Genomic DNA, 20,737 nt, shown 5'->3' on the forward strand with positions numbered 1-20,737 from the left:
TGACCTAGGTTAGCCCAACCCCCTTCACTTCTTTACAAAAAGCAGGTAATCCGAACACATATTGGAAACCTACAATACAGCACATAATAAAGGATGGTGCAATTCGTTTGAGTAGAAAGTGGAAAGTAATGACCATATTCGGAACGAGACCAGAAGCAATTAAAATGGCTCCGCTCGTACTAGAGCTACAAAAGCATCCAGATAAAATCGAATCTATCGTAACTGTAACGGCACAGCATCGCCAAATGCTTGACCAAGTATTAGAAACTTTTGAAATACAGCCAGATTACGATTTGAATATTATGAAGGATCGCCAAACATTAATTGATGTAACGACAAATGCACTTCATGGTCTTGATGGAGTAATGAAAGATGCAAGACCAGACATCGTGTTAGTCCATGGTGATACGACGACAACTTTTGTTGGAAGTCTAGCTGCCTTTTACAATCAAATTGCTATCGGACATGTCGAGGCAGGATTGCGTACAGGGAATAAATATTCTCCATACCCTGAAGAAATGAACCGCCAATTAACAGGGGTAATGGCAGATTTGCATTTCGCACCGACTGAAAATTCAAAGGAAAACTTGCTAAAAGAAAATAAAAATGAGCAAGCGATTTTTGTTACAGGGAATACGGCAATAGATGCGTTAAAAACAACAGTTCGTGAAAACTACCACCACCCAGTTTTAGAAAAAGTCGGTGATGATCGTTTAATCTTACTAACTGCACATCGCAGAGAAAATCTTGGTCAACCTATGCGCAATATGTTCCGAGCGATAAAACGCATTTTAGCTGAACATCAAGATGTACAAGTTATCTATCCAGTACATTTAAATCCCGCTGTTCGAGAAGTTGCAGATGAGATTCTTGGAAATGACCCGCGCATCCATTTAATCGAACCGTTGGAAGTATTTGACTTCCATAATTTTGCGGCGCGGTCATACATGATTTTAACTGATTCTGGTGGAATTCAAGAAGAAGCTCCTTCGCTTGGAAAACCAGTGCTTGTTTTACGTGATACAACAGAACGCCCAGAAGGGATTGCAGCGGGGACATTGAAGCTTGCAGGTACTGAAGAAGAAACAATCTATCTACTAGCAAAAGAGCTTTTAGAAGATGCAAATGCATATGAGAAAATGGCCCACGCATCAAATCCATACGGCGATGGGGAAGCATCACGAAGAATTGTTGAGGCGCTGATTAGTTTTTTAGAAAAAAGTGAATAATATGACAGTATCAAAGTTTCGATGTTAGAAGCTTAAAAGAATAACAAATTATGGGGGTTTTTAAAATTAAATTACTAATTTGATAAAATGCCCCATTCAATAATTTCAAAACTACATCACAAATTTGTCAACAATTTGACAATGTTTCTTTAGTTGTGAAGTTTTTCACCTGAACTAATTGACATCAATTTTCCCCTATTGTATGCTTACAAAGGGTAAGAATGATAAGGGTTTCGAGTCAAAATTTGACCCCCGAAACGCTTGTTATATCAAGTTTCTACTAGATTGGCAGTTGAAACTAATAATTGTCAATTTGCAACGTTTTCAGGCGTCTGAATACTAAATGTTTACAGTGGTGAAAATAACAGATAAATAAAAGATTTTTATGTAAACAAGAATTTTTTATTATTTTTTCGTATTATTGAAACCGCTTGTAATACTTTCGCTACGCTTGATTCCTTAAGTAGGACGATTAAACAATTTACTCGAAAAAGATTTGGGAGATAATTTGCCAATGCTAGATTTGCATCACATTTTCGCTATGCAGAAGAAAGCGTTATTTTTTTTGCTCGCTCTTTGTGCATTAGGATGGGGCTTTACTGCATACTCTACAGTTTTTGCTGGCATAGCTGTTGGTGCTTGCTTTGGTACTTATAACTTTTGGATTCTTGTTCGAAGAATGGACAAGTTTGATCGTTCCATAAGTGAGGGAAAAAAAGTAGTATCACTAGGTTCAGCTTTGCGCTTTGGATCAGGTATTGCAGCAGTCGCTATCGCAATTACGTTGCCACAATATTTCCATACTATTAGCACAATCATAGGGCTAATGATTCCATACGTTTTCCTTGTTGTCGGGGTAATCGTATATCTTATTAGAAACAATTAAGGTAACTAAAGAAAGTGAGGTGAATGCAATAATGAATCATGAAGCTCCACTGCTGACGATAGGATTCTTAACATTCAATTTATCAACAGTTCTTATGCTTGTTATTACTGCAATTATTGTGTTTTTAATTGCATTTTTTGCAACACGTAACTTAAAGCTAAAACCAACTGGCATGCAAAACTTTATGGAATGGGTTATGGATTTCGTAAAGGGAATTATCCAAAGCAATATGGACTGGAAAACAGGTGGCCGATTCCACATTTTAGGGATCACGCTAATTATGTTTATCGCAGTTGCTAACTTGCTTGGTCTACCGTTCTCAGGGATTGTGATCCATCACAAGTTATGGTGGAAATCTCCAACTGCTGATCCAACTGTTACTTTAACATTAGCAGCAATGGTTATGGTATTAGCAACATACTACGGTATTAAAATGCGTGGTGCCAAACATTATTTCGGCACATTCTTCCAACCAATGTCATTCATGTTTCCATTAAAAATTGTAGAGGAGTTTGCCAACACTTTAACGTTAGGTCTACGTCTTTACGGTAACATTTATGCTGGTGAGATTTTACTTGGCTTAATTGCAGGTATTGCCGGAACAGGCTTCTTAGGATTCTTGGGTGGTTTTATTCCAGGAATGGCATGGATAGGATTCTCTATCTTTATCGGCTTTATCCAAGCCTTTATCTTTACAATGTTAACGATGGTTTACTTATCTCACAAAGTGAGTGAGGACCATTAATATAAAGCTTTTAGTGTAATACATTAGATGCTTAAAAAACAAAAATACAAACAATTCCAAGGAGGAAATTTTCAATGGGTTTATTAGCAGCAGCAATAGCAATCGGTTTAGGTGCACTTGGTGCAGGTATTGGTAACGGTCTTATCGTATCACGTACAGTAGAAGGTATCGCTCGTCAACCAGAAGCACGCGGCGTTCTTCAAACTACTATGTTCATCGGGGTAGCGTTAGTTGAAGCCCTACCGATTATCGCAGTAGTAGTAGCATTCATCGTAATGAACCGATAATTATCGAATAAAATGTGGCGAAGAATTTTCCACTTAGAAGAAGCTTCGCCATTCCTTTTGTATTAATATTCGCAAGAATTTTCCATTTTTTAAATTTGAATGTTAAAGCAGTACACTATAGATAAAGATAGCTTTTGCTTAGCAGCAACAAGCTAGATATTATTCTTGAAAGCTCTTGAAGGGAGTGAAACAATCGTGAATTTTGATTACCTAGTTCTAGGTGCTGAAGGTCCTTTTAATAGTGGGGATGTCATTGCGACACTTGTGATATTCCTTATTTTAATGTTCCTTCTAAAGAAATTTGCGTGGGGTCCATTAATGGGCGTTATGCAACAACGTGAAGAGTTAGTTGCTAGCGAAATTGAAGCAGCTGAAAACGCTCGCAAGGAATCTGCGAAATTATTAGAAGAACAAAAAAGTTTATTAAAAGAAGCTCGCACAGAAGCGCAGGTCATTATTGAGAGCGCTAAAAAACAAGGCGAAGTACAACGTGATGAAATTATCACTGCGGCTCGTACAGAAGCAAACCGCATAAAAGAATCAGCTGTTCGTGAAATCGAAACAGAAAAAGAAAAAGCAATCGCTGCAGTTCGTGAAGAAGTCGTTTCACTATCAGTTCTTGCTGCATCTAAAGTTCTTGGAAAAGAAATTTCTGAAGAGGACAATAGTGCATTAATTAAAGAAACGATTGCGAAGGCAGGCGAAGCGAAATGAGTAAGTCTACTGTAGCTAAGCGCTATGCCGACGCATTGTTTCAATTAGCTCAAGAGAAAAAAGTTGTTGAAGAAGTCAACAATGATCTTGAGGAGTTAGTAAAAGTAATTGAGACAACACCTGAATTACTTTCATTGCTTTCTTCTCCAAAATTCTCAATTGAACGCAAAAAACAAATAGTAGCTGAAATTTTTGCAAGTGCGAATCCAATCGTAGTGAACACGCTTGAACTTCTTATTGATAAGAAACGTGTGAACGAAGTTGGCTACTTAGCACAAGAATTCAAAGTTCTAGCTGCAGAAGCACAAGGCTTTGCAGATAGTACAGTTTTCTCTACTCGTGAACTTACTGAACAAGAAAAATCAGAAATCTCTTCTACTTTTGGTAAATTAGTTGGTAAAGAAAATTTAAACATTACAAACGTAATTGAACCATCTTTACTTGGTGGTGTACGAGTTCAAATCGGCAACTACATTTTTGACAACACTGTAGCGAACAAGCTAGAGGGTCTAAAACGTACGTTAGTTGGTTAATTAAATAGAAATGTGAGAGGTGACATTCATGGGCATCAAAGCTGAAGAAATCAGCGTGCTGATAAAAAAGCAGATTGAAAACTACCAATCTGAATTAGAAGTAAGCGAAGTTGGTACTGTAATCACAGTTGGTGACGGTATCGCTCGTGCTCATGGCCTCGACAATGTCATGGCTGGAGAATTATTAGAGTTCTCAAATGGTGTCATGGGTATGGCACAAAACCTAGAAGAAGGAAACGTTGGTATCATTATTTTAGGACCATACTTAGACATTAAAGAAGGCGATGAAGTACGTCGAACTGGCCGTATTATGGAAGTACCAGTTGGTGAAGAACTAATTGGTCGCGTTGTAAACCCACTTGGTCAACCAGTGGATGGTCAAGGCCCAATCAACACTACAAAATCTCGTCCAATCGAAAGTCCAGCTTTCGGTGTAATGGCTCGTAAATCAGTACACGAACCATTACAAACTGGTATTAAGGCGATTGACGCACTTGTACCAATCGGTCGTGGTCAACGTGAGTTAATTATCGGTGACCGTCAAGTTGGTAAAACTTCGATTGCAATCGATACAATTCTTAACCAAGCAGACCAAGATATGATCTGTATCTATGTTGCTATTGGTCAAAAAGAATCTACAGTACGTGGCGTAGTTGAAACACTTCGTAAACACGGTGCATTAGATTACTCAATCGTTGTAACTGCTTCAGCTTCTCAACCAGCTCCATTATTATACTTAGCTCCTTATGCTGGTGTATCTATGGCTGAAGAGTTTATGTTGCAAGGTAAACACGTATTAATCGTATACGATGATTTATCAAAACAAGCTGCAGCTTACCGTGAACTATCATTATTATTACGTCGTCCTCCAGGTCGTGAAGCTTACCCTGGTGACGTATTCTACTTACACAGCCGTCTTTTAGAGCGTGCTGCAAAATTAAACGAAACATATAAAAATGGTTCGATTACAGCTCTTCCATTCGTTGAGACGCAAGCTGGGGATATCTCTGCATACATCCCAACAAACGTTATCTCAATCACTGATGGACAAATTTTCTTACAATCTAACTTATTCCACTCAGGTGTACGTCCAGCGATCAACGCCGGTCTTTCTGTATCACGTGTAGGTGGTTCTGCGCAAATTAAAGCGATGAAAAAAGTTGCTGGTACACTACGTCTTGACTTAGCTGCTTACCGTGAACTTGAATCATTCGCACAATTTGGTTCAGATTTAGATAAAGCTACTCTTGCTAAGTTAGAACGTGGTAAACGTACAGTTGAGGTTCTTAAACAAGACCTAAACAAACCAATCAAAGTAGAAAAGCAAGTAACAATTCTTTACGCTTTAACTCGTGGTTTCCTAGATGATATTCCTGTTCAAGATATCACTCGTTTCGAAGCTGAATTATACAGCTGGTTAGATGTAAACCACACAAACGTTTTAGATCATATTCGCACTACAAAAGAACTTCCATCTGATGAAGAAATGGCAGCAGCTCTTAACGAATTCAAAAAGACTTTTGCTAAATCAGAGTAAGTTCGAATAGTACAATGTGTTTTGTGATTAAAAACGAAAAGGTGGTGAAATACCAGTGGCAAACTTACGTGAAATAAAAGGTCGTATTACTTCAACGAAGAAAACGAGTCAAATGACGAAAGCCATGCAAATGGTTTCTGCTTCTAAAAGTAAACGTGCAGAGCAAAATGCAAAATCGTATGTCCCTTACATGGAAAAAGTGCAAGATGTGGTTGCTGCAATCGCATCAGGTAGTACTGACGCATCACACCCGATGTTAGTTTCTCGTCCTGTAAAGAAAACAGCTTATCTTGTAATTGGTTCTGACCGTGGTCTTGCAGGTGCTTATAACTCAAGTATCTTACGTCAATTAACACGCACTTTAAACGAACGTCACAAATCAAAAGATGAATATGTGATTTTTGCAGTCGGTCGTGTTGCTCGTGATTATTTCGTAAAACGTGGTTACAACGTATTAGATAGTATTGTTGGTTTACCAGACCAACCTTCTTTCTCAGACGTTAAACAAATCGCTCGTAAAGCTGTTGGTATGTTCGCTGATGGTACATATGATGAACTTTATATGTACTATAACCACTTTGTCAGTGTTATTTCACAAGAAGTTACTGAGAAAAAGGTATTACCAATTACTGATTTGGCTCCAGCAAGCGAAGGCGTATCTGCTTCTTATGAATTCGAACCATCAGGTGAAGCAATTCTAGAAGTCTTACTTCCACAATATGCTGAAAGCTTGATTTATGGTGCTTTATTAGATGGTAAAGCTAGTGAACATGCTGCTCGTATGACAGCGATGAAAACTGCAACTGATAATGCTAATGAACTTGTTAGCAACTTATCTCTTGTATACAACCGTGCGCGTCAAGCGGCGATTACACAGGAAATTACAGAAATCGTTGGTGGAGCTGCAGCCTTAGAATAGGGCAGCTTTCACCATTTCGTATAAAAGTACGATAGGAGGATACACAGGAATGAACATAGGACACGTTATTCAAGTAATGGGTCCAGTTGTTGACGTTAAATTCAGCAACGGCCAATTACCAGCAATCTATAACGCTTTAACTGTTAAGATTGAACGTCCAAATGAAGAACCAGTTACTTTAACTTTAGAAGTAGCTCTTCACTTAGGTGACGATTCTGTCCGCACAATTGCCATGTCATCTACTGACGGCTTACAACGTGGTGCAGAAGTTACAGACTCAGGAAATCCAATCTCTGTACCAGTTGGTGATGTAACTTTAGGACGTGTATTCAACGTACTAGGTGAAGTTATCGACTTAGGAGAAGAAATCCCAGCGGAAGCTCGTCGTGATTCAATTCACCGCGAAGCTCCAAAATTTGATGAATTAACTACAGAAGTACAAATCCTAGAAACAGGTATTAAAGTAGTAGACTTATTAGCTCCTTATATTAAAGGTGGTAAAGTAGGTTTATTCGGTGGTGCCGGTGTAGGTAAAACTGTATTAATTCAAGAATTAATCAACAACATCGCTCAAGGTCACGGTGGTATCTCTGTATTCGCGGGTGTAGGTGAACGTACTCGTGAAGGTAACGACTTATTCCACGAAATGAGTGACTCTGGCGTTATCAGCAAAACATCAATGGTATTCGGACAAATGAACGAGCCACCTGGAGCACGTATGCGCGTTGCTTTAACTGGTCTTACAATGGCTGAATACTTCCGTGATGAACAAGGTCAAGACGTACTTTTATTCATCGACAACATTTTCCGTTTCACACAAGCTGGTTCTGAAGTATCTGCCCTATTAGGTCGTATGCCTTCTGCGGTAGGTTACCAACCAACACTTGCTACTGAAATGGGTAACTTACAAGAACGTATCACATCAACAAACAAAGGTTCTGTTACATCTATCCAAGCGATTTATGTACCAGCCGATGACTATACTGACCCAGCGCCAGCTACAACTTTCGCTCACTTAGATGCAACAACTAACTTAGAGCGTAAATTATCTGAGATGGGTATTTACCCAGCGGTGGATCCATTAGCATCTACTTCACGTGCATTATCACCTGAAATCGTTGGTGAAGAACACTATGCTGTTGCACGTGGCGTTCAAATGACGTTACAACGTTATAACGAATTACAAGATATTATCGCCATCTTAGGTATGGATGAATTATCTGATGAAGATAAGCAAACAGTTGAACGTGCTCGTCGTATTCAATTCTTCTTATCTCAAAACTTCCATGTTGCGGAACAATTCACTGGTCAACCAGGTTCTTTTGTACACGTAAAAGATACTGTTCGTTCATTCAAGGAAATCCTTGAAGGTAAATACGATCACTTACCAGAAGATGCTTTCCGTTTAGTTGGTAGCATTGAAGAGGTAGTAGAAAAAGCGAAAAGCATGGGCGTAGAGGTATAACACTAGGGACGAGGAGGAAAAAATATGAAGACAGTTCAAGTCAACATTGTCACTCCCGACGGCCCAGTATACGATTCAGAAGTCGCAATGGTTATCGCTAAAACAGTTTCTGGTGAAATTGGGGTTCTTCCAGGACATATTCCTTTAGTTGCCCCACTTGCAATTGGTGCTGTTACACTTAAAAAAGAAGACGGTTCACAAGAAGTTGTAGCCGTTAGTGGTGGTTTCATTGAAGTGCGTCCTGAACAAATTTCGGTATTAGCTCCTTCTGCTGAATTAGCAGCTAATATTGATGTTGCTCGTGCTAAAGAAGCAATGGCACGTGCAGAAGAACGTCTTCAAAAGAAACAAGATGACATCGATTTCAAACGCGCTGAGCTAGCTTTAAAACGTGCGATCAATCGTATCAGCGTTCATGAGGGTAATCTTTAAAATTAAGCGGACAGCGTGACTGTCCGCTTTTTTACATAGGTTAGGAGGAATTTTAAATGGAAGTATATCATACTCTAGGTATCCAATCAGTTTTAGGTATATTTTCGCATCTTTTATTTATTGCAATTACATTTTATGCATTACAGGCATTTCGTTTAGATCAGTTATTTAAAAAAGGAAGAACAGTTCAAATTCAATTAATTTACATTTTATTAAGTATCGCAATAGGTTCGAGTGTATCTAACTTTGTATTAGACTTTTCAAACTGGTCACAAAAGTTACATTATATTTTTTCTTAGGAAGTCACCTTTTTTGTCGTTTATGTATAATTTTTATATGTTATGTAAGGGTAAATGATGTCTCGTTTGTCGTTACATAACATATAATTGTATATTTCCTGGGTAATATTGTTGAAATTTGAAAGAGTAGATTAGGCGTTTTCCAACTAAAAATTCATTTTTCACCCATGTTAAATTCACCAATATGTTTAATGCAGCGTAATATAAAGTTGTAGATAAATATTGAATTTTAGAGTAAAATAGTGATTTGGATGCTTGTTTAACCAAAATAAAAGCAGTATCATAGTGATAGTCTGTGTGTGTAATAGAATAAACTAACTGACAAGGTTTAACAGTTTTGGACAATTGAATTCGGAGGGACGAATTGTGGAGAAAATAATTGTTACGGGAGGCCAGAAATTACGAGGAGTCGTAAAAGTAGAAGGAGCCAAAAATGCCGTACTACCAATTCTAGCAGCATCATTACTAGCTTCTAAGAATATAAATATTATAAAAGACGTTCCGAATTTAGCGGATGTTCATACAATAAATGAAGTACTAAAAAGTTTAAATGCAAATGTAATCTATAACGAAGAACAAAATGAAATTCATATAAATGCAGAAAAACAATTATCAAGTGAAGCACAATTTGAATATGTAAGTAAAATGCGTGCTTCGATTTTAGTGATGGGATCACTACTAGCACGCAATGGGTATGCCCGTGTCGCATTGCCAGGAGGTTGTGCAATCGGTTCACGTCCTATTGAACTGCATTTAAAAGGCTTTGAAGCAATGGGAGCTAAAATTTCATTTGGTCATGGATTCGTTGAAGCAAAGACTGTGGATGGTTTACATGGCGCAGAAATCTATTTAGATTTTCCTAGTGTAGGAGCAACAGAGAATATAATGACTGCTGCCGCTTTAGCTAAAGGTACAACGATTATCGAAAATGCGGCTAAAGAGCCTGAAATTGTTGACTTAGCTAACTTTATTAACGGTATGGGCGGTCGTGTAGTTGGAGCAGGAACAGACACTATTCGAATTGATGGTGTAAAAGAATTACATGGTGTAACACATCACATTATTCCAGACCGAATTGAAGCTGGGACATTTATGGTTGCAGCTGCAATTACTCGAGGTGATGTGTTCATCGAAAATGCTGTTCCGGAGCATATGACTGCCTTAATAGCAAAACTGCGTGAAATGGGCGTTGAAGTAATCGAGGAAAATGAAGGTTTACGTATACGTGCGACAAACCCGCTTAAAGCTGTTGATATTAAAACGATGCCACATCCTGGCTTCCCAACAGATATGCAAGCACAGATGATGGCATTACTATTAACTGCTGAAGGTACGAGTATTATTACTGAAACGGTATTTGAAAACCGCTTTATGCATGTTGAAGAATTCCGTCGAATGAATGCACAGGCAAAAATAGAAGGACGTTCTGTCTTTATTGAAGGTCCAGTAAAATTACAGGGTGCAGAAGTAAGTGCTACAGACTTGCGTGCAGCTGCCGCATTAATTTTGGCTGGTCTTGTATCGAATGGTATTACTCGCATTACAAAATTGCACCATCTAGATCGGGGATATGTGAACTTCCATAATAAACTTGCTTCTCTTGGTGCTAATATCGAACGTATTGACGATGATACTGACGTTAAGCAAGATGATAAAGTTTCTTTATCCAAAGAAAAAGAACAAACTGTAGAAATTTAAAGGATCCAGGCACAATGCGGGTCTCTATCTCTACTTAATTATTATTATGAAATGTAATAATTAAATATGACTAATTCAACGGCAAAATTCTTTCTTGAGAATTTTGCCGTTTTGCTGTTTAAAAATAGCTATTTTGCGAGGAATTTAAATGAAATCTCATAAATAATGCATCAAGTCGAGTTGAAATTTAAAAAAATCAAGTTCGTAAATAACAGATGAAACTTCTAAAAAATAGATAAACTCAAAAAAAATCAAAGCACGTAAAAAACAAATCAAACCGCGTAAAAGTAGTGCGAAACCGCGTAAAAAGTACCGCAAACCGCGTAAAAAGCAGAGAAAGCGCATAATAAAATCAAAGCACATAAAAAACTAATCAAACCGCGTAAAAGTAGTGCGAAACCGCGTAAAAAGTACCGCAAACCGCGTAAAAAAGCAGAGAAAGCGCGTAAAAAAATCAAAGCACGTAAAAAACAAATCAAACCGCGTAAAAGTAGTGCGAAACCGCGTAAAAAGTCCCGCAAACCGCGTAAAAAAGCAGAGAAAGCGCGTAAAAAAATCAAAGTACGTAAAAAACTAATCAAACCGCGTAAAAGCAGTGCGAAACCGCGTAAAAAGTCCCGCAAACCGCGTAAAAAAGCAGAGAAAGCGCGTAAAAAAATCAAAGCACGTAAAAAACTAATCAAACCGCGTAAAAGCAGTGCGAAACCGCGTAAAAAGTATCGCAAAACGCGTAAAAAAGCAGAGAAAGCGCGTAAAAAAATTAAAGCACGTAAAAAACAAATCAAACCGCGTAAAAGTAGTGCGAAACCGCGTAAAAAGTACCGCAAACCGCGTAAAAAGCAGAGAAAGCGCATAATAAAATCAAAGCACATAAAAAACTAATCAAACCGCGTAAAAGTAGTGCGAAACCGCGTAAAAAGTACCGCAAACCGCGTAAAAAAGCAGAGAAAGCGCGTAAAAAAATCAAAGCATGTAAAAAACTAATCAAACCGCGTAAAAGCAGTGCGAAACCACGTAAAAAGTACCGCAAACCGCGTAAAAAAACAGACAAACCGCGTAAAAGAATCTACGCAAAGGAATTATCAAACCACTTAAAACACTCCTAAATTCCAATTAACACATACTTAACAAAAAAATTCACCAATCTAGAAATATTTCCACTCTCTAAATCATATGTAATATGTATGAAAAAAATAAAATCTTATAAAACCTTACTAATTGTCGCATCAATTTTTTGTTTTATTGCTGGACTCTTTTTCTTCCCATTCGTTTTTAGGCAAACAGAGCAGCCAAATAATACTCAAACCGCTGCAGAAACACGCGAGATAGTTGATAATGCATGTGAAATTACAATCACTGTCAGCGGTAATGACATACCAATGGATCTTGAGGAATATGTCATTGGTGTTGTTGCTGCTGAAATGCCTGCAAATTTTAATCTCGAAGCATTAAAGGCACAAGCCATTGCAGCAAGGACATATGTCTTAAAAACTACGAATTTTGGACAAGAACAAATTGAACCAACCGTAGAGAAACAAGTTTTTTATGATGACGATACTAGAAAGGAAAATTGGGAAGCATCCTACGAAGAATACGAAAAGAAGGTTAGACAAGCAGTTGAAAGTACGGCTGGGGAAATTATAAATTACAACGGTGAACTGATTACTGCCATGTTTCATTCGATGAGCAATGGAATGACAGAAAGCGCAAAAAATTATAGTGGAGCTGATCTTCCATATTTACAGTCAGTAGCAAGTTCAGACTTCCAATATGCAGATAATTATGAAACAGAAAAAGTATTTACCCTAAATGAATGGAACCATCTATTGAATGTAAATTGGACAATCGATCACTTTAAAAATTTACGATTGAAACGAAATGATACAGGGAGGGTAGAAACAGTTACAATGCAGGATAAAGAGTGGACAGGACGGGAAATTCGAACACTTCTAGACCTGCGCTCGACAGACTTCAGAATAGATGTCGAAAATGGACAAATTGTTGTCACTACAGAAGGGTACGGCCACGGTGTTGGAATGAGTCAATACGGCGCTGATGCCATGGCTGACAACGGTGCAACAGCACACGAAATATTGCAGCATTATTATAAAAACACAAGTATTGAAAAAATAAGTTGTAAATAATAGAAATTTTTTTCCAAAATGTGTTTAGAAATGTAAAATATTGTTCACACTTCAATCAGAGGTGATGAACATGAGAGAAGAAAAACAATTTAAACCTTCTCCAAATAAAAACAGTTGGCAGAAAAAGCCGTGGTTTTGGCCGTCGATCTATGCAGCAATTGCTGTGGTGCTAATCGGTTTAATTTTCAGTTATAATGCAATTATAGGTGATGAAGAAGAGGAAGAAGTTGTACAAGAAAATACTTCTGAAGAGTCAACAGTCATTGAAACTAATGCTCAAGTAGAAACATTGAAATATCCTTTCAATGAAGAGCAATTAGACAATGTAGAAGTATTACAAGACTTTTACGATGTAACTGCTGATGCAGAAACTCGTGAAAATGCACTTTTAGTGTTTAACCAAACATTCTCTACCTCATCTGGTGTGTCACTAGCTGTAAATGGCGAGCCTTTTGAAGTACTAGCTGCAATGAGTGGTGAAGTTACTGAAGTAAAACTTGATGCATTCACTGGAAATCAGATTGTAATCACACACCCAAATGGTATGGAGACACGATATAGCTCTGTAACAGATATCCTTGTAAAACAAGGAGATACAGTAGTACAAGGTCAACCATTGGCAACTACAACTGAAAATGAATGGAATCCAAATGCTGGAATCCACCTCCATTTTGAAGTATTAGAAAATGGAGAACATGTAAATCCAAGAAATTACCTAGCTTTTTAATTTAGTTGCTTAAGAAAACGTCCATATCCTCAAAAGCGTTAAGCTTCACTTGCAACCTTGCAGGAGTTTCAACGTCTAAATGAGGTTAATGGGCGTTTTTGCAGTTTTCTTACTAAAAATGGTTCTGAATTTCCGAAATACCTCATATTGTGAATAAACGTTTAAATCGCTAGTTGCAAAAATTTCAATGAAACACTCGCAATATGTACATGTTGAAAAAAACACCTCTCGTTAGCAAAACGGCACATTCTTATATCCGATAGAAAGGAAGAGAACGTGCACGAGCACATTAGGCATCGCTGCGTTCGGCTTGGAGAGCTGCTTATTGAAACGGGTGAAACGGTTCGTGTCCTTGCGAAAATGACGGGCTATTCGAAAAGTACAGTCCATAAAGATTTAACTGAACGACTATTCCTAGTTAATGAACAATTAGCAAATGAGGTAAAAGAAATTTTAGCATATCACAAATCAATCCGTCATTTGCGGGGGGGCGAGGCGACACGTAAAAAGTGGCAGTCCCGACAACACTGAAAGAGCATTTAGTTTGGCTTTAAAAGTCAACTAAATGCTTTTTTACTATGTATAAAGTCATAGAACTAAAAATGGTAGAAAAATAACCCTATATTCCTTAAATAAGGAAATTTGCTTAACAAATTAAGATGTAATTAATATTCGAATATGATAAAATATTCAAGATAAAGATAAAAGATACTTGAACGTGAAAAAGTTGGAAATAGCAGGAAGGAGAAATATAATGTTGTCTAAAGACATTGGTATCGACTTAGGAACAGCAAATGTGCTTATTTATGTAAAAGGAAAGGGAATTGTACTAAACGAGCCTTCTGTTGTTGCAATCGATAAAAATAGTAATAAAGTACTTGCTGTAGGTGAAGAAGCACGTCAAATGGTAGGAAGAACACCTGGAAATATCGTTGCGATACGTCCATTAAAAGATGGCGTTATTGCAGATTTTGATGTAACAGAAGCGATGTTAAAATATTTTATTAATAAACTAGACTTAAAAGGAATGTTTTCAAAACCACGCATATTGATTTGCTGTCCAACAAATATCACAAGTGTGGAACAAAAAGCAATTCGTGAAGCTGCTGAAAAATCCGGCGGTAAGAAAGTATACTTAGAAGAAGAACCAAAAGTAGCTGCAATTGGTGCAGGAATGGACATTTTCCAGCCAAGCGGCAACATGGTAGTTGATATCGGCGGCGGTACTACAGACGTAGCAGTCCTTTCTATGGGAGATATCGTAACAAGCGAATCAATCAAAGTAGCAGGGGACGTTTTCGATAACGACATTTTGCAATACATAAAAAAAGAATACAAACTATTAATCGGTGAACGTACAGCCGAATCAATCAAAATTAATATTGGAACTGTTTTCCCAGACAGCCGCAACGAATCGATGGAAATTCGTGGCCGAGATATGGTAACAGGTTTACCAAGAACAATTACAATCCATTCATCTGAAATTGAAAAAGCATTACATGAATCCGTGTCATTAATCGTACAATCTGCGAAAAATGTATTAGAGAAAACACCTCCTGAGTTATCAGCAGATATTATCGATCGTGGAGTAATTATTACAGGCGGTGGAGCGTTATTGCACGGAATGGATCAATTATTAATTCGCGAATTAAAAGTACCTGTTTTTATAGCGGACAACCCAATGGACTGTGTAGCAATTGGTACGGGCTTAATGCTGGATAATATTGATCGTTCACCTGGTTCTAGAATTTAAAAAATCACATAATTCAATAAGTTTAAACGGAGTTTTATCAAGCTTTATTTGAAAAAGAGGTGAATTCGGTTGTTTAAAGGATTTTATACTGTTGCAACAGGAATGATTGCACAACAAAGGAAAACAGAAATACTGACAAACAATATGGCAAATGCTAATACACCTGGTTTTAAAGCAGATCAATCTACAATTCGTTCATTTCCAGATATGCTGCTTTCAGCAATCGGAGATACAAACATTCCAACTGAAAAAGGCTTGAATATCCGAAATCAAGATCCAATAGGTGCATTAAATACAGGCGTGTACCTGCAAGAAACACTTGCGAACTATACACAAGGGTCAATCTATGAAACGAATCTAACAACTGATTTTGCTTTAATCAATGGCTCGATGCCTATCGATGAAGAATCTGGTCAAACAGGCACGGTTTTTTTCAGACTGGAACATCCTGAGGATGGAGAAGCTTATACAAGAAATGGGAACTTTACATTAGATGGACGGGGTTACTTAGTGAATGGCCAAGGACTGTATGTATTATCTAATACAGGGCAACGTATTCAATTGCAAGATGATAATTTTCAGCTTTCGCAAGACGGAAATATTTATGTAAATAATCAGCAAGTTGCAACATTAGGAGTTTCTTTCTCTGCAAATCCAGATGAATTGTTAAAGCAAGATAATGGTTTATTCCGAACAGTTGATGGTGAAAATCTTCCAACTGCCTATGGACAAGATGGCGTTACATTTGCGATGCAACAAAGCTATTTAGAAGGCTCAAATGTAGATTCAGCACAATCAATGACAGAATTATTAACAGCTTATCGTGCATTTGAAGCAAACCAAAAAGTACTTCAAGCATATGACAAGAGTATGGACAAGGCTGTTAATGAAATCGGCAGAGTTTAATCACCTAAGAGTGGAGGATTATAAATGCTTCGTACAATGATCACAGCTAGCAACACATTGAATCAGCTGCAAAGTCAAATCGATACAATAAGCAACAACATTTCAAACAGCAACACAGTAGGATATAAAACTAAGGAAGCACGTTTTTCTGAGCTTTTATATCAACAATTTAACAATGATGAAATGGATACAACTGTCCGACAATCACCTGTTGGAATTCGTTACGGAGTCGGAGCAAGAATAGGTCAAATTCAAACTAACCATGCCCAAGGTAATTTACAGAATACGGATCGTGATTTAGACCTTGCTTTTACAAAAGAAAAACAATATTTCAATATCCTTATGCCAGATGAAAACGGTCAACGTGTCGTGTACTCCCGTCAAGGAGATTTTTACGTTTCACCAGTTGCAAATGGACAGGTTATGCTTGTAAATGGGGATGGCTATGCAGTAGCAGATTCTAACGGGCAAGCGATATACTTCCCTGACAATGTGAAAAACTTCAACTTAACAAATGACGGAATGTTATTAGTCAACTATGAAGATGGTGAAACACTAAGCTTTGAATTAGGGGTTACAGAACTTCAAAAGCCTCAAGTTATGGAGCATGTTTCAGGTACATATATTGCTTTGCCTGCGAATTTAAATGAGTTAGGATATAATCAAGGTGACGTGTTAACAAATTTACAAGGTGCTGCGCGAAATGAAATTGGAATTGCAAAGGGCAAGCTTGAAATGTCAAACGTTGATCTTTCAAAAGAGATGACAGACTTAATTAATGCTCAGCGTTCATATCAGTTCAATTCACGTGCAATTTCAATTGCCGATCAAATGCTAGGATTAATTAACGGAATTCGTTAAATATGTTGCAACTAAAAGCAGTGTTTTAAAAGGGGGAAAAGTGAATGACAAATGAAACAAAAACCAATTCCGTCCCTCAAGAAAGAAAACAAAAAAGAAGCGATAAAACAAAGGAAACATCTATACGTTGGATGAGTTTTCGTCTATTTCCAATATGGTTAAGATTAGTTTTTATCCTTCTCTTACTTTTCATTGCAGCATGTGCAGGGCTGATGATTGGATATGGCGTTATTGGAGACGGTGAGCCGTTAGATGCTCTAAAATGGAAAACATGGCAGCACATATTAGATATAGTAAATGGGAAAGAATAGATAGTATAAGTTATTAGTTGCTCACTCTAATGCCTAGTTAGATGTGAGCAACTAATTTCTGTATTTGATTATCCCTATTTAAATTAAGCAATTGTTGAAGTTTTATACTGTTTTTTTATATTGAAAAATTTTGGGGGTTTTAAGTGAATGTTAACAGCTGATCAAATTCAAGAAATTTTACCACATCGCTATCCATTTTTATTAGTGGATCGCATTATTGAAATCGAAGAAGGCAAACGAGCAGTGGGTATCAAAAACGTTTCAATTAATGAAGAGTTCTTTAACGGACATTTTCCAGGTTATCCAATAATGCCTGGTGTTTTAATTGTTGAGGCGCTTGCACAAGTAGGCGGCGTGGCATTATTAAAATCAGAAGAATTTAAAGGACGTCTTGCATTTTTAACTGGTATTGATAATTGCCGATTTAAACGTCAGGTAATCCCTGGAGATCAATTAAAATTAGAGGTAGAATTTGTCAAACTGCGCGGAGCAATGGGTAAAGGCCATGCTGTAGCAACAGTTGATGGCGAACTTGTTTGTGAAACAGATATTTTATTTGCAATTGGACCTGTTCAACCGAAGTAACGTTTTTTATCCTTTACCAATAAAACTTATATTAATATGTTCTACATTGTTTAGAAATGCCACGAATTTGCAATTTATTGGCGAAGGATATAAAATAAAAAGGTTCGATTAGGTTTATGTATAGTTTTGCTTTTTAAACGTAGGAGGTTAAAAAATAGATGTATAAACAGTTATCTTCAGGCGTAAAGATAAGCATCACTAGATCCATCTCAACGTCTTTTGAATCATATTTAGCAAGTATCGGTTGGGATGAGGAAAAATTCTCGATGGAAGACTTTGTAGCAAACTGGCAAAAATATTTTACTGAAAATGCTGCTTGGTTTGACAAAGTTCCTCAAGAAGTTTTAGTGAGCTCAGAGTTCCATGAAGAGATTGCAAAAAAAATCGATGAAACGATTGAAAAAGTATTAAATGAAAAACCGACGAAAAAACAAATTGATTCAATTGAAAAGCTGCAAAAACAACTTGGTACAAGCTATACGTATGGTTGTAAAGCAGAGGCTGCATATATTGAACAATTATTAAAAGAAAAGTTAAATAATAAATAAGACCCTGTCTCATTACATTATCCTTTGATGCATAAAAGTCGCAAAAAGGATTTTTTCTTCCATGTCAGGATATTGAAGAAAATCTAAAATAGACTCGTCTTTTTTAGGATAGTTCCCTCCTTTGTCGGGCACTCTATAAATAATCACATCCGTATGTGATGGAGTGTAAAACTTGAAAGGAGGGAACGTTTTTTATGTGGAAAAAATCCGTATTTGCCTTCATGCTTGGTTCAGCATTTTTAGTTGGATGTAACAATAATGACGATGCCGTTGATGATAACGACAATGTAGTTGATGATGTTGAAGAAGGTGTCAACCAAGGTGTTAATGATGTCGAAGAAGGTGTCAATGACGTTCTAGATAATGATAATGATAATGGAACGAATGACAACAACGACGGTGTACTAAATGATGATGACAATCGAAATGGTACAAATAATGGTGCTGTTGACAATGATAATGCATCCAATAGCAACGGTGCTGGTCAAAATGGCGTTTCTGGTACTGTAGAAAATAATGATGAACGCATCCTAGACGATAATCAAGAAGACATCATTGAAGACAACAAGGATGTCCGTGATCGTGACGCTCAGGATGAATAATAAAGAAATCACCTCAATTTTGAAATTGAGGTGATTTCTTTTCTTTTGATCTATGTGATTTTGTAATGTCGTCGATGTGAAAGCATGTAATCAAAACAGGAAGCAAGATCCGCTGTAGAAGAGTATCTTACTCCGTTCGTTAAAATTACGATTCCTTCAACCTTGGACGCTCGCGCATGCCTTGTTTAAAGCGTTGCAGCAATTCGTCGTTCGGCAAGTTTTCATTTATCAACATTTTTAGCAGCTGTTCTGCATATTTATTTCGCTGAGTTATAATTGTTCCTTTTAATAAAACCGTAATGCGATCCCCGATTTCACTGATGTCACTTACAATCACTTTGAATGGCGCAGGTTCATTGTCAGGAAAAGAAATGATGACATGAACTTCTAATATTTCACCAGATGCTTTGAACTTTTGAAATGTAGATTGAAATTCTTTTGAAATAAACAGCTCTAATATCCAAGACTTATGACTATTTTCTTGGTTTATAACAATCCCGTCGATTATTGGTATATTTTGTCCTCCATTTTCACTTATCAAATCAAACGAGAGCATTTTAAAAGTCTTCATCATTCACTATCCTCCTGCAGATTTTAGTTATATTAAGTATAACATAGAAAAATTGTGAAATTTATTATTTGCCTATATCAATTAAAAATCCCTTAATACTCACCATTTCTATATCCACAAGAAAAATGCAGTATTTGTCCGCTTTTGAAAAAGGAAATTTCAAGTCGAAAAATGGGGAACTTTCTATTTTTCAGATTTTGCCAGTTTTCGCATTACAAATTATGATAGTGACGAAGGAAATGGAAGGAGGTGATTCAATGAATCAAGTCGGACTGGTCGGTCGAATAACAAGGGATCCTGTTTTAAGACCGCTCACTGAAAGTCGACTACAAACAAGCTTCGTATTAGCCATTAATCGGAACTTTCGAAATAGCCAAGGTAATGTTGATGCCGATTTTGTTCTTTGCATTGCATGGGGAAGGCTTGCAGAGAGAATCGTACAATATTGCGGAAAAGGATCATTGATTGGAATTAACGGCCGTTTACAATCACGATCTTATACAAATAAGGAAAATTCGAAAGTGTATACTACTGAAGTTGTTGTCGATGATGTCCGATTTTATGCATTAAAATCCCGTTCTGAACAAGGTGATAAAAATCAGGAAGTGGAAAAGCATTTTGTACTTCCTGAAAAAAATGAAGCATTGCCTGTTCCTTAGTAAATGGGAAGTTCTTGTGGAAGTTGTTTAAGATTTCTTAGGTATGCATTTTGTTAAAAATTAATTTGCAAGGGAGCTGATAAATTTATCACTGCTGCTGACCGCACAGTAGTGATCCCATTTCTCCTAACTCTACATAAGTACCTGCCATCTATAAAGGTTCAAAAGTAGAGAACTAACAACTGAATATAGAATTTTGGAAAAGTGAAAAAGGATAACGAGACTGTAAAACAGAGTCGATACCAACTCGACTCTGTTTTCAATCAAGTAACTTATTTTACTGGAAAGAATCTAGCTTGAAACATTTTTAATAAGCTTTGTATACA

General features: G+C 37.1%; 25 protein-coding genes. 23 read left to right on the forward strand and 2 right to left on the reverse strand.

Features of this window, described 5'->3' with window-relative positions:
* Positions 1-107: 107 nt before the first annotated feature.
* The 12 genes from wecB to murA all read left to right on the forward strand — a co-directional run bounded on the left by wecB (position 108) and on the right by murA (position 10,744).
* Positions 108-1,229, forward strand: coding sequence for a non-hydrolyzing UDP-N-acetylglucosamine 2-epimerase (gene wecB / locus MKY04_RS03820; RefSeq protein ID WP_126295291.1), 1,122 nt, complete (start codon positions 108-110; stop codon positions 1,227-1,229).
* Between the two features lie 514 nt (positions 1,230-1,743).
* Positions 1,744-2,115 (forward strand): ATP synthase subunit I, encoded by a 372-nt coding sequence (locus MKY04_RS03825; RefSeq protein ID WP_126295292.1) that lies wholly within the window; start codon positions 1,744-1,746, stop codon positions 2,113-2,115.
* A gap of 31 nt (positions 2,116-2,146) precedes the next feature.
* A complete protein-coding gene (gene atpB / locus MKY04_RS03830) occupies positions 2,147-2,860 on the forward strand; it encodes a F0F1 ATP synthase subunit A (RefSeq protein WP_346235331.1) in 714 nt (237 codons plus the stop codon).
* Positions 2,861-2,934: 74 nt separating this feature from the next.
* Entirely contained in the window at positions 2,935-3,147 is a 213-nt protein-coding gene (atpE, locus tag MKY04_RS03835) for a F0F1 ATP synthase subunit C (protein WP_036200106.1), read from the forward strand.
* Between the two features lie 195 nt (positions 3,148-3,342).
* The gene (gene atpF, locus MKY04_RS03840; protein ID WP_126295294.1) at positions 3,343-3,861 is read left to right on the forward strand and encodes a F0F1 ATP synthase subunit B; all 519 of its coding nucleotides are present in this window, start codon (positions 3,343-3,345) and stop codon (positions 3,859-3,861) included.
* Entirely contained in the window at positions 3,858-4,394 is a 537-nt protein-coding gene (locus MKY04_RS03845; protein WP_346235332.1) for a F0F1 ATP synthase subunit delta, read from the forward strand. The genes atpF and MKY04_RS03845 overlap by 4 nt, the downstream gene beginning before the upstream one ends.
* A gap of 28 nt (positions 4,395-4,422) precedes the next feature.
* Positions 4,423-5,931 carry a F0F1 ATP synthase subunit alpha gene (atpA, locus tag MKY04_RS03850; RefSeq protein WP_126295296.1) on the forward strand — a complete coding sequence of 503 codons (1,509 nt, stop codon included), beginning with the start codon at positions 4,423-4,425 and terminating at the stop codon, positions 5,929-5,931.
* 55 nt (positions 5,932-5,986) lie between these two features.
* Positions 5,987-6,850, forward strand: a complete 864-nt coding sequence (gene atpG / locus MKY04_RS03855) for an ATP synthase F1 subunit gamma (protein WP_126295297.1) — start codon at positions 5,987-5,989, stop codon at positions 6,848-6,850.
* 49 nt (positions 6,851-6,899) lie between these two features.
* Positions 6,900-8,315, forward strand: a complete 1,416-nt coding sequence (gene atpD / locus MKY04_RS03860) for a F0F1 ATP synthase subunit beta (protein ID WP_126295298.1) — start codon at positions 6,900-6,902, stop codon at positions 8,313-8,315.
* Between the two features lie 24 nt (positions 8,316-8,339).
* The gene (locus tag MKY04_RS03865) at positions 8,340-8,747 is read left to right on the forward strand and encodes a F0F1 ATP synthase subunit epsilon (RefSeq protein ID WP_346235333.1); all 408 of its coding nucleotides are present in this window, start codon (positions 8,340-8,342) and stop codon (positions 8,745-8,747) included.
* 56 nt (positions 8,748-8,803) lie between these two features.
* The gene (locus tag MKY04_RS03870; protein ID WP_346235334.1) at positions 8,804-9,046 is read left to right on the forward strand and encodes a DUF1146 family protein; all 243 of its coding nucleotides are present in this window, start codon (positions 8,804-8,806) and stop codon (positions 9,044-9,046) included.
* A 366-nt stretch (positions 9,047-9,412) separates the two neighbouring features.
* Positions 9,413-10,744 (forward strand): UDP-N-acetylglucosamine 1-carboxyvinyltransferase, encoded by a 1,332-nt coding sequence (murA, locus tag MKY04_RS03875; protein ID WP_346235335.1) that lies wholly within the window; start codon positions 9,413-9,415, stop codon positions 10,742-10,744.
* A 272-nt stretch (positions 10,745-11,016) separates the two neighbouring features.
* On the opposite strand, the gene MKY04_RS03880 is transcribed toward murA, so the two are convergent.
* A complete protein-coding gene (locus MKY04_RS03880; RefSeq protein ID WP_346235336.1) occupies positions 11,017-11,616 on the reverse strand; it encodes a hypothetical protein in 600 nt (199 codons plus the stop codon).
* Between the two features lie 312 nt (positions 11,617-11,928).
* Between MKY04_RS03880 and spoIID the strand changes: the two genes are divergently transcribed.
* From spoIID to MKY04_RS03930, 10 genes are all read left to right on the forward strand, one after another.
* Positions 11,929-12,888, forward strand: coding sequence for a stage II sporulation protein D (gene spoIID, locus MKY04_RS03885; protein ID WP_126295545.1), 960 nt, complete (start codon positions 11,929-11,931; stop codon positions 12,886-12,888).
* Positions 12,889-12,958: 70 nt separating this feature from the next.
* Positions 12,959-13,615, forward strand: a complete 657-nt coding sequence (locus tag MKY04_RS03890) for a M23 family metallopeptidase (protein WP_126295544.1) — start codon at positions 12,959-12,961, stop codon at positions 13,613-13,615.
* Positions 13,616-13,891: 276 nt separating this feature from the next.
* Positions 13,892-14,146 (forward strand): sporulation transcriptional regulator SpoIIID, encoded by a 255-nt coding sequence (locus MKY04_RS03895; protein WP_126295543.1) that lies wholly within the window; start codon positions 13,892-13,894, stop codon positions 14,144-14,146.
* Between the two features lie 223 nt (positions 14,147-14,369).
* A complete protein-coding gene (locus MKY04_RS03900; RefSeq protein ID WP_126295542.1) occupies positions 14,370-15,368 on the forward strand; it encodes a rod shape-determining protein in 999 nt (332 codons plus the stop codon).
* A gap of 69 nt (positions 15,369-15,437) precedes the next feature.
* Positions 15,438-16,274: a flagellar hook-basal body protein gene (locus MKY04_RS03905; RefSeq protein ID WP_346235337.1), complete on the forward strand. Its 837-nt coding sequence runs from the start codon at positions 15,438-15,440 to the stop codon at positions 16,272-16,274.
* A 24-nt stretch (positions 16,275-16,298) separates the two neighbouring features.
* Positions 16,299-17,135, forward strand: a complete 837-nt coding sequence (locus MKY04_RS03910) for a flagellar hook-basal body protein (RefSeq protein WP_346235338.1) — start codon at positions 16,299-16,301, stop codon at positions 17,133-17,135.
* A gap of 44 nt (positions 17,136-17,179) precedes the next feature.
* The gene (locus MKY04_RS03915) at positions 17,180-17,446 is read left to right on the forward strand and encodes a DNA-directed RNA polymerase subunit beta (RefSeq protein ID WP_126295539.1); all 267 of its coding nucleotides are present in this window, start codon (positions 17,180-17,182) and stop codon (positions 17,444-17,446) included.
* Between the two features lie 147 nt (positions 17,447-17,593).
* Positions 17,594-18,031 (forward strand): 3-hydroxyacyl-ACP dehydratase FabZ, encoded by a 438-nt coding sequence (gene fabZ, locus MKY04_RS03920; protein WP_346235339.1) that lies wholly within the window; start codon positions 17,594-17,596, stop codon positions 18,029-18,031.
* A 158-nt stretch (positions 18,032-18,189) separates the two neighbouring features.
* On the forward strand, positions 18,190-18,579 hold the full coding sequence (locus MKY04_RS03925; protein ID WP_346235340.1) for a hypothetical protein: 390 nt from the start codon (positions 18,190-18,192) through the stop codon (positions 18,577-18,579).
* Between the two features lie 194 nt (positions 18,580-18,773).
* Positions 18,774-19,181, forward strand: coding sequence for a hypothetical protein (locus MKY04_RS03930; RefSeq protein WP_346235341.1), 408 nt, complete (start codon positions 18,774-18,776; stop codon positions 19,179-19,181).
* Positions 19,182-19,326: 145 nt separating this feature from the next.
* Here MKY04_RS03930 and MKY04_RS03935 read toward each other — a convergent pair whose 3' ends face one another.
* Positions 19,327-19,755 carry a YwpF family protein gene (locus MKY04_RS03935; RefSeq protein ID WP_346235342.1) on the reverse strand — a complete coding sequence of 143 codons (429 nt, stop codon included), beginning with the start codon at positions 19,753-19,755 and terminating at the stop codon, positions 19,327-19,329.
* 254 nt (positions 19,756-20,009) lie between these two features.
* On the opposite strand from MKY04_RS03935, the gene MKY04_RS03940 reads away from it, so the two are divergent.
* Positions 20,010-20,411 carry a single-stranded DNA-binding protein gene (locus MKY04_RS03940; protein WP_346235343.1) on the forward strand — a complete coding sequence of 134 codons (402 nt, stop codon included), beginning with the start codon at positions 20,010-20,012 and terminating at the stop codon, positions 20,409-20,411.
* Positions 20,412-20,737 lie beyond the last annotated feature (326 nt).

This window comes from Lysinibacillus telephonicus, assembly GCF_039654155.1.
Lineage (GTDB): Bacteria > Bacillota > Bacilli > Bacillales_A > Planococcaceae > Ureibacillus > Ureibacillus telephonicus.